This window comes from Micromonospora sp. Llam0 (assembly GCF_003751085.1).
GTDB lineage: Bacteria > Actinomycetota > Actinomycetes > Mycobacteriales > Micromonosporaceae > Micromonospora_E.
On record NZ_RJJY01000002.1, the window covers coordinates 969,406 to 983,137 of the forward strand.

Consider the following 13,732-nt stretch of genomic DNA (forward strand, 5'->3'; position numbering starts at 1 on the left):
GCTCCGATGTCGACAGCGGACGGCGGCGGCGCCGCGCGCCGTCGGGCCGCCGGCGGCACCGCCCGGGGTGTCGCCCGGGTGGCGGTGCTGGTCGCCATCCTGGTCGTGGTCCTCTACCCGCTGATCTGGGTGCTGGGCTCGTCACTCAAGTCACCGACCGAGGTGGCCAGCAACCTGTCGGTGATCCCGCAGGACCCGACCTGGGCGAACTACCCGGACGGCTGGAACTACCTGCGCAACATCTCGTTCGGCCGGTTCTTCTGGAACAGCACGGTGATCGCGGCGGCCACCGTGGTCGCCAACGCGGTCTCCTGCCTGCTGGCGGCGTACGCATTCGCCCGGCTGCGGTTCCGGGCCCGCAAGATGTGGTTCGCCATCATGATCGGCACGCTGCTGCTGCCCAGCCACGTGCTGATCGTGCCGCAGTACATCATGTTCAACTACTTCGGCTGGATCGACACCCCGTTGCCGTTGATCGTGCCGAAGCTGCTGGCCACCGAGGCGTTCTTCGTCTTCCTGATGGTGCAGTTCATGCGGGGCATCCCGCGGGAGCTGGACGATGCGGCCAAGATCGACGGGTGTTCGCCGTTCGGCGTCTTCCGGTACGTGATCGTGCCGCTGGCCCGACCGGCGCTGGTCACCACGGCGATCTTCTCGTTCATCTGGACCTGGAACGACTTCCTCACCCAGCTGATCTACCTGCCGAGCGTGTCCAGCTACACGGTCCCGATCGGGCTACGGCTGTTCATCGACTCCACCGGGCAGACCTCGCTCGGCCCGATGTTCGCCATGTCGGTCCTGTCGCTGCTGCCGGTCTTCCTCTTCTTCCTGGCATTCCAGAAGATGCTGGTGCAGGGCATCAACACCAGCGGCCTCAAGGGGTGACGTCGATGGCTCCCGCAGACTGGCCGGACAACCCGGCACCGGCCCGCGCCGACTGGCGCGACACTCTGCGGGCCGCCACCGACCTGGCGCTGCTCGGCATCGTCACCGCGCTCGCGTCGGCGGCCGTACTGACCGCCGGCGCGGCGCTGGCCACCGCCAGCGCGGCGATCCATCAGTGGACGGTCGACGGCCACTGGCCAGGTCTGCGGGACCTGGCCAGTCACTTCTGGCGCGGGCTGGCGCCCGGGGCCGTCGCCACCGTGGTCGCCGTGGTCGGCACGCTGCTACTCGGCGGCAACATGGTGCTGATCTCGGCCGGGATGGTGCCCGGCGGCACCGTGCTGCTGGTCGGCACCGGGCTGCTGGCCGCGCTGATGGCCGGCCTCGCCGGGATCACCGTGGTCCAGACCGGCCGGGGCGGTGGTGACGGTCCTGCCGGGCAGGGCTGGCGGGCGGCGGCCCGGGATACCTGGCGGATCGCCGAACGCCGGCCGCTGGCGGTGCTGGCGGCCACCGGCGTCGTCAGCCTGGCCGGCCTGCTCACCGCGCTGACGATGCCGATCCTGGCGCCGATCCTGCTCGGCTACACCCTCTTCGCACTGCACACCGCGCTACGCCGGATCACCCCGCATAAACTGCCGTCGCGGTAGATGTGCGTTTCAGTCTTGACATCCTCTCCGCCCTGAAGCTGAAGGACGGAGATTCCCTCCACGCTGCGCGTGGAACACGCAGCGTCCGGGTGGGTTACCGCTTCACTGCGCACCGCCGGGACAAGTCCCGGTCTTACGTGCGCTCGACGGTCGTTGAAGTCCGCCTGTCCGGCGGCCTTGATGTTGATGGCGGCGTTGATGTCCCGGTCGTGGTGACTGCCGCACGGGCAGTCCCACTCCCGGACGTTCAACGCGATCTTCTCGTTGATCCGGCCGCAGTCGCAGCACATCCGGGTGGACGGGAGCCACCGGTCCACCCGGGCGAACGCGCGCCCGTACCGCTTCGCCTTGTACTCCAGCATGCCGGTGAAGGCGGCCCAGCCCGCATCGTGCACGGACTTCGCCAGCCGAGTCCGGCCGAGACCAACAACGCACAGGTCCTCGACGTACACCGCTTGGTTCTCGCGGATGATCGCCGTGGACAGCTTGTGCTGCCAGTCCCGCCGGGTGTCGGCTACCCGCGCGTGAGCGCGGGCCACCTCGATCACGGCCTTCTTGCGGCGGTTGCTGCCCCTCTGCTTGCGTGAGAGTGCCTGCTGCAACCGCTTGAGCTTGCGGGCCGCGCGGCGCAGGAACTTCGGTGCGGTCACCTTCGTGCCGTCGGACATGACCGCGAAGTGGGTCAGGCCCAGATCGATGCCGATCTCGGAGTCGACCGGCGGCAGCGTCTCGTCCTCGCCGATCCGCACGACGAACGAGGCGAAGTACCGGCCCGCTGTGTCCTTGATCACGGTGACCGAGGTGGGATCCGACGGCAGGCCGCGCGACCAGCGCACCGGAACGTCGCCGATCCTCGGCAGCCGCAGGCGGCCGTTGTCACAGACCTTGAACCGGGAGTTCTCCGTGAACCGGATCGCCTGCCGGTTGTCCTTACGGGACCGGTACCGGGGCGGGGCCACCTTGCGGCCCCGGCGTTTGCCGGACAGCGAGTTGAACAAGTTGCGGTACGCGGTGTTCAGATCGGCGAGGGCCTGCTGCAACACCACGGCCGACACCTCACCCAGCCAGGCCCGGTCCTCGCTGGCCTTGGCCGCTGTGATGACCAACTTCGACAGGTCGCCGTCGGAGATGTACTTCTCGCCCGCCTCGCGGGCCTGCTGACGCAGCCTGAGTCCGTCGTTGAAAACCACCCGGGCACACCCGAACGCCTGCGCCAGCGCGGTGCGCTGGGCGGCGTCCGGGGTGATCCGGTAGTTGTAACGGAGCTGCACGGCCATCACTGTATCATGTTGGTTTATGGTCGAACTTCAAGGCGTCCGCACCGGCAGGCACTGCACCTTCGCGATGCATGTCCACTTGGTTTTCGTGACGAAGTTCCGACACAACGTGTTCGCCGACCGGCACCTGACCCGGATGGAGGCGATCATGCGAGACGTGTGCGCCGACTTCGAGGCCGAACTGGTCGAGTTCAACGGCGAGAACAACCACGTCCACCTGCTGGTCAACTTCCCGCCCAAGGTCGCCGTGGCCAGGCTGGTCAACAGCCTCAAAGGGGTCTCCTCGCGCCGCCTCCGGCAGGAGTTCCCCGACCTGGTGCGCCACTACTACCGGGCCAACAAACTCTGGTCCGGCTCGTACTTCGCCGGGTCTGTCGGCGGCGCACCCTTGAGCGTCATCAAGCAGTACATCGAGCAGCAGAACCGTCCCGGTCAAGGCACTGCTCGGGCCTGGCGGCCCTCCCAGCGCGGGCCTTCACCCCCGGCCTGAAGGCCGGAGCACTGGCCCGCATTCCGGTAGCCGCTGTGGCAATCAACAGACCGCAGCGGCATACGACCGAACCAGAACCGCTCCCGTGCCGCGGCGATCAGTCGGCGACGAAGCGGTGCACGGCGAAACCCTCGCTGGTCGGGCAGACGATCGAGGTCCGGTCCCAGGAGCAGGCGACGGTCCGGACGCCACCCAGCACACCGAGCTCACGTGGCTCGGCCGGGGTGCCGGCCGCCAGCCCGGCCACGCTGGTGTCACCGGGATAGCTGGCCGGATTCTCGCGGAACCACAACAGGTTGGCCCGGTCGATCCGGACCGCCACCCCGGCACGGCTGAGCACCTCGTTGCCTTCAGCGTCGAGCAGCCGCGACAGATAGTCACTCGACGTACGGCGCAGCAGGATGTGCTCCCCGACCGGCACCACGATGCTGAAATCGGCCGCTTCGGCCCGCCACCGCACCCCGCCCTCATCCAGGTCGACGACCACCAGCTCGTTGGTGTCGGAGCTGAACCCCTGCGACTCCAGCAGGCAGACCAGCGCGGCACCGCACGGCACGATGTTCTGCAACCGCCGCTGATCGTTCGCCGGGGTGTAGAGGTTCACCGGCTCGCCGGTGGTGTCCAGGTCGTACGCGGCCAGCCGGAAATCCCGGCCGTACGGCGCGATCAGCAGCTTGCCGTCGTACACCAGGGCGGTGTCGTTCGGTCCTGCCACGTTCGGACGCTCGCCGAGCAGTTCACCGCTCTTCGCGTCGAAGACGCGCGCCTGCCGGTTCGCGGTGATCTGCACGATCCGTCGGTCGTCGCCGCGCTGCGGCGCGACGGGCTGGCCGTCGAACCCGGCCGGCCCGGTCACATCGGCCGGGGAGACCGCCGCGTAGACGGCGGCCTTGGTGTCGTCGTACTGGTCGGCCGGGTTCGCGTGTGCCCAGCGCTGTGTGCCGTCGCGCAGGTCCAGCCCGACCAGCTGGGCCCCTTCCACATCGGACCAGACGAGGACGTCGTCGAAGACGAAAAGCTGGTCGTTGCCGAGAACGTCGACCTTCCAGCGCTGGCGACCGTCGGCCGGGTCGAGCACCGCGATCGGCCGGCGGGTGCTGCTCGACGCGTCCGCGACGGCGACCAGCGCGGCCGGGGTAGCGAGCAGCCCGGACCAGCGGTCGGCCCGTGCCTCCGTGGCCGCCTCCCACCGCTTCTCGCCGGAGCCCGGGTCGATCGCGACCACGCCGAGCCGCCCGTCATCGTGGACAAAGCCGCCGTACGCCCGGCCATCGACGAGCTGGGTGTACAGGGCGTCGGCGTCCTCATCGACGGTGATTTCCGACCCGACCTGGGTGAAGTCGCGGAATTCGATCGGCCAGGCCGGGTCGCGTAGCAGATAGACCACGGTGGCGGCGACCACTGCGGTCAGGGCCAGCACCGCACCGCCGACCAGCCACGGCAACCGGCCTCGTCGGCTGCGGCCAGCGGCGGGCGGTCCGCCGGGCGGCGGCACGACCGATGCTGACGCGGGCGGCGGTGCCGCGGCCGGCGGCGGCGCCGGCATCTGCGCTGTCGGTACCGCCGGCGACACCAGGTTGGACGGGGCCGGCGGCACCGGGGCCGGAGCCGCTACCGTCGCCAGGTCGGCCAGGGCGCCTTCGGCGACCGGCAACTCGGGCTGCTCCAGCACGGTCGGTGCGACGCCCAGCTCGCTGTGCAGCAGCCGGGCCGCCAGCGGCACCCGCGATGAACCACCGACCAGGAACAGACCCGCCAACTGGTCGCCGCCCAGACCGCAGTCGGCGATCACCCGGGCCGCTTCCCGCACCCCCCGCCGGATCAGCGGAGTGGCGACCTGCTCCAGCTCGTCGCGGGTCAGATGTACCGCCTGGTCCACCCCGGGCACGGCGACCGGTGCCGACGACGACCGCGACAGCATCTCCTTGGCTCCGCGTACGTCGTCCCAGAACTGCCGCCGGTTACGCCACTGCGCAGGGCTGGCCGGAGCATTGAGCTGCTGAGCCACCTGCGGGTCGAGCACCCCGCCGAGGTGTTCGACCAGGGCGGCGTCCAGGTCCAGCCCGCCGAGCTCGGCGATCCCGCCGGATCCGATCACGGCGAACCGGGCCCGGCCGGCCGAATCCACGCCGTCGTTGCGCACCACCGCGATGTCCAGGGTGCCGCCGCCGAAGTCGAACACGGCGAGGGCCTGCCCGACCGGCACCGGCCGGCGCAGCACGTCGGCGAAGTAGCGGGCGGCCGCCACCGGCTCCGGCACCAGCCGCGTCCCGGCCGAGGGCTGCTGCGCGACCGGCGGCCAACCGGCGCGGGCGACCGCCTGGGCCAACACCTCCCGGCGGCGGCTGCCCCAGGCGGCCGGATAGGTCAACGCCGCCGGCGGCAGGAAGCCGACCGCCTCCACCGCCGCGCGGGCGACCGCCGCGAGCACGGCTGCCAGCAGGTCTGCGGTGGGCACCTCATGGTCGCCGAGCAGCACCGTCGACTCGTCGATGCGGCGTTTCGGGTTCGGCTCGAAGCGGGCCGGGTCGCTCTGTGCCAGCCGCAGCGCGTCCCGCCCGACGTACAGCCGGTCGCCGAGAAACACTCCGGACGGCAGGATCGGTGCACCGTCGAACAGCAGCGGACGGGTCCGCCCGTCCGGCCAGCGCAGCACCGCGACCGTGTTGGAAGTGCCAAGGTCGACGCCGAGAGCGAAGCCCCCGTCCTGCCCTGTCATCCGCTGTTCCTCCGCCGCACCCCGAACCGACCGACACCGACCCCGGGCATGCTACGGGTGACTGACCCGCTGATCAGCGATCGGCCGGTCAGCCGACAGCGCGGCGGCGGGCGACCTCGGCGAGGGTGACCGCGGCAGCCACGCTGGCGTTGAGCGACTCGACGTCGGAGTGCATCGGGATGCGTACCCGCAGATCGCAGGTCTCGCCGACGAGCCGGGACAGCCCTCGGCCCTCGGAGCCGACCACCACGACCAGCGGACCGACGGCGGCCTCCAGGTCGTACAGGTCGGTCTCGCCGTCGGCGTCCAGGCCGACCACGGTGAACCCCTCGGCCTGGCACTTCTTCACCGCCCGCGTCATGTTGACCACCTGGCTGACCGGGGTCCGGGCGGCGGCACCGGCGCTGGTCCGCCACGCGGTGGCGGTCATCCCGGCGGCCCGCCGCTCCGGCACGAACACGCCGTGCGCGCCGAACGCGGCCGCCGAGCGCACCACCGCGCCGAGGTTGCGCGGGTCGGTCACCCCGTCCAGGGCGACCAGCAGCGGCTCCGGCTGCTCGGCGGCGGCGGCCAGCAGGTCCTCGAACGGCTCGTACGCGTACGCCGGCACCTGCAGCCCGACGCCCTGGTGCAGCACGCCGCCGGTCATCCGGTCCAGCTCGGCCCGGCTGATCTCCAGGATCGCGATGCCCCGGTCACCGGCGGTGCGCACCAGCTCGGTGACCCGGTCGTCGACGTCGATGCCCTGGGCGACGTAGAGCGCGGTCGCCGGCACGTTGGCCCGCAGCGCCTCGACCACCGGGTTGCGGCCGACCAGCAGCTCCGGGGCGTCCTTCGGCGGGTGCGCCTTGCGGCCCGGGGAGACTCGCGGCCCGGACCGGGCACCGCCCCGGGCCAGCCGACCGGTCGCCGGACCGCCCCGGCTGCGGCCACCGCCGCCCCAGGTGGTGTCCTTCGTTCCGGGTACGCCGATCTTCGGCGCGCGCCCCTCGGCAGCCGCCGCCCGGCGTTCCTTCTCCTGCTTCCAGGCGGTCTTGTTCGGCAGCTTCTCGGTGCCGGAATAGCCCTTGTGCCACGGCCGTTCGTCGGCCGGCAGGGTGCGGCCCTTGCCGGCCAGGCTGGACCGGTTCTTGCCGCCGGTGCCGCCGGCGGCACCCTTCTTGGGGGTGACCCGCCGGCCACGTCGTTGCGAGTTGCCGGGCATCAGGTCTGCTCTCCAATGGTCCAACGGGGGCCGTGCGGGGTGTCCTCGACCGTGACGCCGGCCTGCTTGAGCTGGTCACGCACCGCGTCAGCGGCGGCCCAGTCGCGGCGGGCACGGGCCTGCGCCCGCTGGTCGAGGGCGAGGGCGATCAGCGCGTCGACCGCGCCGCGCAGCTCGTCGCGCGGGGCGGCGTCGCCCCACGCCGGGTCGAGCGGGTCCAGACCGAGCACGCCGAGCATGGCGCGGACCCGGCCCAGGCTGGCCCGCAACGCCCGACCGGCGTCGCCGTCGCTCCCGGCGGCACTCACCCCGGCCCCGGCCCCGGTCAGCAGACTGTTGCCGTCGCGGACCTCGTCGTGCAGCACCGCGAAAGCGGCCGACGTGTTCAGGTCGTCGTCCATCGCCGCCGCGAACGCCGCCGGCACCTGGGTGGCCGCGTCCGCTGCCGGGCTCGCGCCGACCTGCTCCGCCGCCCGCCGGACGAAACCCTCGATCCGCCGGTACGCGGTGGCGCTCTCCCGCAGGGCGTCGTCGGAGTAGTCGATGCGGGACCGGTAATGCGCCGCGGTCAGGTAGTAGCGCAGCTCGGCGGGGCGCACCCCGAGCCGGGCGACGTGGTCGAGGTCGATGACGTTGCCCAGCGACTTGCTCATCTTCGCCGCACCGAGGTTCAGCAGCCCGTGGTGCACCCAGTAGCGGGCGAACGGCAACCCTGCCGCCTTGGACTGGGCGAGCTCGTTCTCGTGGTGCGGGAAGGTCAGATCCAGCCCGCCGCCGTGGATGTCGAACTCGGGGCCGAGGTAGCGCCAGCACATCGCCGAGCATTCGATGTGCCAGCCGGGCCGGCCCGGGCCCCACGGCGAGCGCCAGGCCGCGTCGGCGGGCTCGTCCGGCTTGACGCCCTTCCACAGTGCGAAGTCACGCGGGTCGCGTTTGGCCCGCTCGGCGCCGTCGCCGGCCGGCTGCATCGCGTCGAGGCGCTGCCCGGACAGCGCGCCGTAGTCGGCGTACGAGGCGACGTCGAAGTAGACGTCGCCGCTGCCGTCGCCGGCCGGGTAGGCGTGGCCACGCTCGATCAGCCGCTCGATCAGCTGGTGCATCTCCGGGATGTGCCCGGTGGCGCGCGGCTCGTACGTCGGCGGCAGCACGTTCAGGCTGCGGTACGTGGCGGCCAGCACCAGCTCGTTGGCGTACGCGATCGACCAGAACGGCTGACCGGCGGCGGCCGCCTTGTCCAGCACCTTGTCGTCGACGTCGGTGATGTTGCGGATGAAGGTGACCCGCAGCCCCTGGTGGCTCAGCCAGCGGCGGAGCACGTCGTAGTTGACGCCGGAGCGAAGGTGACCGATGTGCGGGGCGGACTGGACGGTGACGCCACACAGGTAGACGCTGACCTCGCCGGGCTGGCGGGGCACGAAGTCCCGCACGGACCGGGTCACGGTGTCGTACAAGCGGAGCGTCACGCTACGAGGGTACCGACTGGCACCCGTCCGTACTCTGTCGGTGTGCACGCGCGAGGGGCGGAGACGGCGCAGACCCTGGACCGGGGGCTGCGCCTGTTGGGCCTGGTCGCCGAGGCGACCGGCGGGATCACCGTCACCGAGGCCGCCGGGCAGCTCGGCATCGGTCGGGCCGCCGTCTACCGGCTGGCCACCACCCTCGCCGCGCACGGCATGCTGCGCCGCGACACGGCTGGCCGGTTGCGGCTCGGTGCCGGGCTGCTGCAGCTGGCCCGGCGGGCGCAGCCGCTGCTGGCCGACGCCGCGCTGCCGGCGCTGCGCCGGCTCGCCGAGTCCTCCGGCGCCACCGCCCACCTGACCGTCGCCGACGGCGCGGAGGCGGTGGCGCTGACCGTCGTCGAGCCGAGCTGGACGGCGTTCCACGTGGCGTACCGGGCCGGGTCGCGGCACCCGGTCGGCCGCGGCGCCGCCGGCCGGGCGATCCTGGCCGGCCGCGACGGTACGCCCGGACCGGTGACCAGCAGCGGCGAACTGCAGCCCGGCGCGTACGGTGTCGCCGCCCCAGTGCTCGGCGTGCCCGGCCTGGAGGCCAGCGTCGGGGTGGTGGCGATGGGCACCCTGGACATGCCGGCGATCGGCGCGCAGGTGCAGGCGACCGCCGAGGCGGTGTCCCAGCTGCTCGCCGGCGAGCTGTGACCGCTTCCTGTGAAGCAGAACAGTCGGGCTCAGAACAGGTCGGCGAGGGCGTCGGGCAGCTGCGCCAAACTGGTGATCTGCGCGTCCGGGCACACCTCGGCCGGGCAGGACTCGCCACGCCGGTTCAGCCAGACGGCCCGCAGCCCGGCCGTCTGCGGGCCGACCACGTCGTGCGGAATCGAGTCGCCGACGTAGACCACCCGGTCGGCGGCGGAGACCCCGGCGGCGGTCAGTACGGCGTCGTAGAACCGTTGGTCCGGCTTTTTCGGCAGGCCGTCGACGTGCGCGTACACCTCGAAGGCGAACTGGCCGCGCAGCCCGCACCGGTCAGCACGGCTGTTGCCGTTGGTGGCCAGGCCGACGGCGTACCGGCGGCGCAGCCGGTCCAGGGCGGGCAGCGTGTCGGCGTACGGCCGGCTGAGCGCGAACCGGCGCTCGAAGAAGATCCCGGTGATCCGGTCCAGCTGCTCCGGCAGGCCGACCCGGTCCAGCGAGCGGGCCAGCGCGCCCCGGCGGATCTGCATCACCGGCGCGGACGGGTCGGCGGCGAACGCGGCCGCCCAGTCGTCGGCCATGTCGCCGAGGGTCAGCTCGGCGGCACGCGGGGTCAGCCGACGCAGCTCGGTGAGGACGGTCTGCAACGCGCCGGTGACCGCGGGCCGCAGGTCGACGAGGGTCTCGTCGGCGTCGAACACCACGGTGGTAATCACCCCACCAGGGTATGCCGGCTCAGCTGGGCCGGGTCATCCGCAGAACGTCCAGCGCCTCGTCCAGCTCGGCGGCGGTCAACGTGCCGGCGTCGACGTGGCCGCGTTCCAGCACCACGGCCCGGATCGACTTGTTCTCGGCGAGCGCCTGCTTGGCGATCGAGGCGGCCTCATCGTAGCCGAGGTGCCGGTTGAGCGGGGTGACGATCGACGGCGACCCTTCGGCGTACGCCAGGCAGGTCTCCGGGTCGGCTGCCAGGTCGGCGACGCAGCGCTGGGCGAGCAGCCGGCTGGCGGCGGCCAGCAGCCGGACCGCTTCGAGCAGGTTGCTGCCCATCACCGGCAGCATCACGTTCAGCTCGAAGTCGCCCTGACTGCCGGCGAACGCGATGGTCGCGTCGTTGCCGATCACCTGGGCGCAGACCTGGCGTACCGACTCGCAGACCACCGGGTTGACCTTGCCCGGCATGATCGACGACCCGGGTTGCAGGTCGGGGATGCGCAGCTCGCCGAGGCCGGCGCGCGGGCCGGAACCCATCCACCGGATGTCGTTGGCGATCTTGTAGAGGCCGACGGCGATGGTGCGCAGCTGCCCGGACGTCTCCACCAGGGCGTCGCGGGCACCCTGGGCCTCGAAGTGGTTGCGGGCCTCGGTCAGCGGCAGCCCGGTCGCGTCGGCCAGCTTGGCGATGACGGCGGCGGCGAAGCCGGGCGGGGTGTTCACCCCGGTGCCGACGGCGGTGCCGCCGAGCGGCAACTCGGCCAGCCGGGGCAGGATCGAGCGCAGCCGCTCCTGACCGTAGCGGACCTGGGCGGCGTAGCCGGAGAACTCCTGGCCGAGGGTGACCGGGGTGGCGTCCATCAGATGGGTACGCCCGGCCTTGACCACGGTGGCGAACTCGTCGACCTTGCCTTCCAGCGTGGTCGCCAGCTCGTCCAGGGCCGGGATCAGCTCGTGCACCACCTGGTGCGAGGCGGCCAGGTGGATCGAGGTCGGGAAGACGTCGTTGCTGGACTGCGAGGCGTTGACATGGTCGTTGGGGTGTACCGGCCGGTCCAGTTCACGGGCGGCGAGGGTGGCCAGCACCTCGTTGGTGTTCATGTTCGACGAGGTGCCCGAACCGGTCTGGAACACGTCCACCGGGAACTGGTCGTCGTAGCCGCCGGAGGCGACGTGCGCGGCGGCGGTGACGATCGCCTCGGCGATGCCGGCCGGGATCACCCCGAGGTCGGCGTTGACCTTTGCGGCGGCGCCTTTGATCTGGGCGAGCGCGCGGATCTGGGCGGATTCGAGCGTACGGCCGGAGACCGGGAAGTTGTGCACCGCGCGCTGGGTCTGCGCCCGCCACAGCGCGTCGGCGGGGACGCGTACCTCGCCCATCGTGTCGCGTTCGATCCGGTAGCCCTCGTCCCGGACGCCGTCCTCGCTGATCCCACCGTCGCTGATGCCCTCGTCAGTCACCTTTCCCATCCTGCCCCGAGTGGCGGCAGCCCGCAGATGATGTGGGCCACGTACGGTCCCTGCCCCCCAGTACTGCTCGCGGGCGGCGACGGGCTACGCCTCGCGGGTGGTGGCGTCGCTGGTCGTGCCGCCGGCCGGCGTACCCATGCCGCCGCTGGTGGCGTCGCCGGTCGTCGTCGGCGCCACCTTGCCGCGACCTCTCTTACCCCGGCTCCTGCCCCGGCCGGGGCCGGTGTCACGGTTGCTGTCGTTGACCCGGCGGGTGCTGGCCGGGCCGGCGGTGCCACCGGTGGTGGTCAGCCCGCCGCCGGAGCGGGTCGGGCCGCCGTCGCGCAGCGTCTCGGCCGGGATCGGCACATCTGCCGGGTCGTCGAGGTCGCGCTCCTTCACCTCGCGGACCGGGTCGGTCGGTGGCGCGACCACGTCGTCCAGGATCTCCTGGCGGTACGCCGACCGCTGCTCCAGGTCGTCAACGAACGCCTGCCCTTCGTCGCCGGCCCACTCGGCGTCGCGGTCGGCGTCGCGGTTTCGTCGCCCCATCGTCACCACCCCTCCCGTCACGGCGGGTGTGCCCGGATCGGCGGCGGCGAAACCTGAGCTGTCCGGCCTGCCCTCAGCCAGTGGTCAGGCGTACCCGCTGGCTGTCGCCGTCGGTGAGGAATGCCGCCACGCTCTCCCCTTCCTCGGCCACGGCGGCGCGCTCGGCGCGGGTGAGGCCGCGCAGCCCGGTGACGGTGACGGTGCCGGCGTCGACGGTCCAGGTGGCGGCGACCCGGCCGTCGACCAGCACCACCCGTGCCCCGGCGACGGACAGGCCCCGGTGGGCGTCGTCGATGATCCGGCTGCGGTCGTCGTAGCCGAGGATCGCGTTGTCGAACGCCGGCAGGAACCGCACCGGGGCGGGAGTGTCCGGGGCGGGTCGCGGCGCGTCCGGCAGGTCGAGCAGTTGCCGGCCGCGCTGGTCGCGGAAGACGACCAGTTCGTCGCGGACGGCGGCGACGGCGGCCGGCAGCCCGGCCAGCCCGCACCAGGCGCGCAGGTCGGCGCTGGCGGCCGGCCCGTACGCCGCCAGGTAGCGCCGTACCAGTGCCTGGCCGACCGGGTCGGTGCCGGCTTCGACCGGGTCGACGCCGGCTGCGTCGGTCAGCGGGTCCGGCTGCTGGCCCGCCCACTCCGCCAGCGGCCGGTAGCGTGCCCCGCCGACGGTCCGCCACAGCCCACGCGGCGGCAGCTGCACCACCGGGATCAGGGCCGCGACCAGCATCTCCCCCACTGCTCTCGGCTCCAACTGCCGCCACCGGTCAGGCAGGGCACGGGCCAGCCCGGTCATCGTCCGGGGCTCGCCGTCGGCCAGCACCGCCCGACCGGCCGCCGCGAGCGCGTCGAGGTCGACCCCGGCGAGCTCGCGGCGGTAGCCGGCGAGGACCCGTTGCCGCAGCATGACGTCGTGGCGGGGACGCCAGGCCACGGCATCGGCGGCGGTGAGCAGGTGGACGGTGCGGCGCATCAGATGGGTCCGGACCACCGCGCGGCGCAGCAGCAGGTCCGACAGGTCCACCGGGTCGAAGCCGCGCAGCCGGCTCCACAGCCCGACGAACGGCTCCTGCGGCTCCTGCGCCTGCAGGCCGCCGAGATGCGCGACGGCGTCGTACGCCGGCAGGTCCGCGCGGTCGAGCAGCAACTGCCGGGCCAGCGTCGCGCGGTTGAGCGCCCGGGTGTCCAGCACCGTCATCGGTCGCGCTCCCGACTAGCCGTTGTACGGGACGGTGACGTCGACGACCCAGACGACGCCGAACCGGTCCCGAACCATCCCGTACGCCGGCGCCCAGGCGGCCGGGCCGAGCGGGACGACCACGGTCGCCCCGTCGACCAGCTTCTCCCAGTAGCCGGTGACCTCGTCGACGGTTTCGCCGCGTACGGAGACGAAATAGGCGTTCTCGCCCGGCGCGTAGGCCAGCCGACCGGGCACGTCGTACGCCATGACGTGGAAGCCGTTGTCGGCGCGGACCTGGCCCCAGATCACCTGGTCGGCCTCGGATTCGTCCTGGGCGGCGCCGAGGTCGGCGTACGTGACGGCGACCAGGTCGCCGCCGAAGACGGACCGGTAGAACTCCAGCGCGGCGCGCGCCTCGCCCCGGAAGTTGAGATGAGTGGTGGTGGTGATCGACAAGGTCGGCCCCTC

Annotated in this window: 13 protein-coding genes; 4 read left to right on the plus strand and 9 right to left on the minus strand. The window is 72.4% G+C overall.

The window, feature by feature from the left end:
• The first annotated feature begins 6 nt into the window (after positions 1 to 6).
• Together EDC02_RS31730 and EDC02_RS31735 are read left to right on the plus strand one after the other, a co-directional pair.
• On the plus strand, positions 7 to 885 hold the full coding sequence (locus EDC02_RS31730) for a carbohydrate ABC transporter permease (protein ID WP_123605921.1): 879 nt from the start codon (positions 7 to 9) through the stop codon (positions 883 to 885).
• A 5-nt stretch (positions 886 to 890) separates the two neighbouring features.
• Entirely contained in the window at positions 891 to 1,535 is a 645-nt protein-coding gene (locus EDC02_RS31735; RefSeq protein ID WP_148083721.1) for a hypothetical protein, read from the plus strand.
• Here the strand turns inward: EDC02_RS31735 and EDC02_RS31740 are convergent.
• Positions 1,469 to 2,812, minus strand: coding sequence for an RNA-guided endonuclease TnpB family protein (locus tag EDC02_RS31740; protein ID WP_199757990.1), 1,344 nt, complete (start codon positions 2,810 to 2,812; stop codon positions 1,469 to 1,471). The two genes, EDC02_RS31735 and EDC02_RS31740, sit on opposite strands and share 67 nt — an antisense overlap.
• Positions 2,813 to 2,831: 19 nt before the next feature.
• On the opposite strand from EDC02_RS31740, the gene tnpA reads away from it, so the two are divergent.
• On the plus strand, positions 2,832 to 3,302 hold the full coding sequence (gene tnpA / locus EDC02_RS31745) for an IS200/IS605 family transposase (protein ID WP_123600934.1): 471 nt from the start codon (positions 2,832 to 2,834) through the stop codon (positions 3,300 to 3,302).
• A gap of 97 nt (positions 3,303 to 3,399) precedes the next feature.
• Here tnpA and EDC02_RS31750 read toward each other — a convergent pair whose 3' ends face one another.
• From EDC02_RS31750 to cysS, 3 genes are all read right to left on the minus strand, one after another.
• Positions 3,400 to 6,021, minus strand: a complete 2,622-nt coding sequence (locus EDC02_RS31750; protein ID WP_123605923.1) for an Hsp70 family protein — start codon at positions 6,019 to 6,021, stop codon at positions 3,400 to 3,402.
• Between the two features lie 88 nt (positions 6,022 to 6,109).
• Entirely contained in the window at positions 6,110 to 7,225 is a 1,116-nt protein-coding gene (gene rlmB / locus EDC02_RS31755) for a 23S rRNA (guanosine(2251)-2'-O)-methyltransferase RlmB (protein WP_123605924.1), read from the minus strand.
• The gene (cysS, locus tag EDC02_RS31760) at positions 7,225 to 8,688 is read right to left on the minus strand and encodes a cysteine--tRNA ligase (protein WP_123605925.1); all 1,464 of its coding nucleotides are present in this window, start codon (positions 8,686 to 8,688) and stop codon (positions 7,225 to 7,227) included. Before cysS ends, rlmB begins: the two co-directional genes overlap by 1 nt.
• A gap of 42 nt (positions 8,689 to 8,730) precedes the next feature.
• On the opposite strand from cysS, the gene EDC02_RS31765 reads away from it, so the two are divergent.
• Positions 8,731 to 9,381, plus strand: coding sequence for a helix-turn-helix domain-containing protein (locus EDC02_RS31765; RefSeq protein WP_123605926.1), 651 nt, complete (start codon positions 8,731 to 8,733; stop codon positions 9,379 to 9,381).
• 29 nt (positions 9,382 to 9,410) lie between these two features.
• On the opposite strand, the gene EDC02_RS31770 is transcribed toward EDC02_RS31765, so the two are convergent.
• The 5 genes from EDC02_RS31770 to EDC02_RS31790 form a co-directional block, all read right to left on the minus strand.
• Entirely contained in the window at positions 9,411 to 10,091 is a 681-nt protein-coding gene (locus EDC02_RS31770) for an HAD family hydrolase (RefSeq protein ID WP_123605927.1), read from the minus strand.
• A gap of 19 nt (positions 10,092 to 10,110) precedes the next feature.
• Positions 10,111 to 11,559 carry a class II fumarate hydratase gene (locus EDC02_RS31775; protein WP_123605928.1) on the minus strand — a complete coding sequence of 483 codons (1,449 nt, stop codon included), beginning with the start codon at positions 11,557 to 11,559 and terminating at the stop codon, positions 10,111 to 10,113.
• Between the two features lie 84 nt (positions 11,560 to 11,643).
• Complete coding sequence (locus EDC02_RS31780) at positions 11,644 to 12,090, minus strand: hypothetical protein (RefSeq protein ID WP_148083722.1); 447 nt, start codon at positions 12,088 to 12,090, stop codon at positions 11,644 to 11,646.
• Positions 12,091 to 12,163: 73 nt separating this feature from the next.
• On the minus strand, positions 12,164 to 13,282 hold the full coding sequence (locus EDC02_RS31785; protein ID WP_123605930.1) for a winged helix DNA-binding domain-containing protein: 1,119 nt from the start codon (positions 13,280 to 13,282) through the stop codon (positions 12,164 to 12,166).
• Between the two features lie 15 nt (positions 13,283 to 13,297).
• On the minus strand, positions 13,298 to 13,720 hold the full coding sequence (locus EDC02_RS31790) for a VOC family protein (protein ID WP_123605931.1): 423 nt from the start codon (positions 13,718 to 13,720) through the stop codon (positions 13,298 to 13,300).
• Between the last annotated feature and the right edge of the window lie 12 nt (positions 13,721 to 13,732).

What these genes read in the sequence shown, in the direction of transcription:
- EDC02_RS31730 (WP_123605921.1), top strand. Translation starts at nt 7, where the DNA reads ATGTCGACAGCGGACGGCGGCGGCGCCGCGCGCCGTCGGGCCGCCGGC.
- EDC02_RS31735 (WP_148083721.1), top strand. Translation starts at nt 891, where the DNA reads ATGGCTCCCGCAGACTGGCCGGACAACCCGGCACCGGCCCGCGCCGAC.
- EDC02_RS31740 (WP_199757990.1), bottom strand. Translation starts at nt 2,812, where the DNA reads ATGGCCGTGCAGCTCCGTTACAACTACCGGATCACCCCGGACGCCGCC.
- tnpA (WP_123600934.1), top strand. Translation starts at nt 2,832, where the DNA reads ATGGTCGAACTTCAAGGCGTCCGCACCGGCAGGCACTGCACCTTCGCG.
- EDC02_RS31750 (WP_123605923.1), bottom strand. Translation starts at nt 6,021, where the DNA reads ATGACAGGGCAGGACGGGGGCTTCGCTCTCGGCGTCGACCTTGGCACT.
- rlmB (WP_123605924.1), bottom strand. Translation starts at nt 7,225, where the DNA reads ATGCCCGGCAACTCGCAACGACGTGGCCGGCGGGTCACCCCCAAGAAG.
- EDC02_RS31775 (WP_123605928.1), bottom strand. Translation starts at nt 11,559, where the DNA reads ATGGGAAAGGTGACTGACGAGGGCATCAGCGACGGTGGGATCAGCGAG.
- EDC02_RS31780 (WP_148083722.1), bottom strand. Translation starts at nt 12,090, where the DNA reads ATGGGGCGACGAAACCGCGACGCCGACCGCGACGCCGAGTGGGCCGGC.
- EDC02_RS31785 (WP_123605930.1), bottom strand. Translation starts at nt 13,282, where the DNA reads ATGACGGTGCTGGACACCCGGGCGCTCAACCGCGCGACGCTGGCCCGG.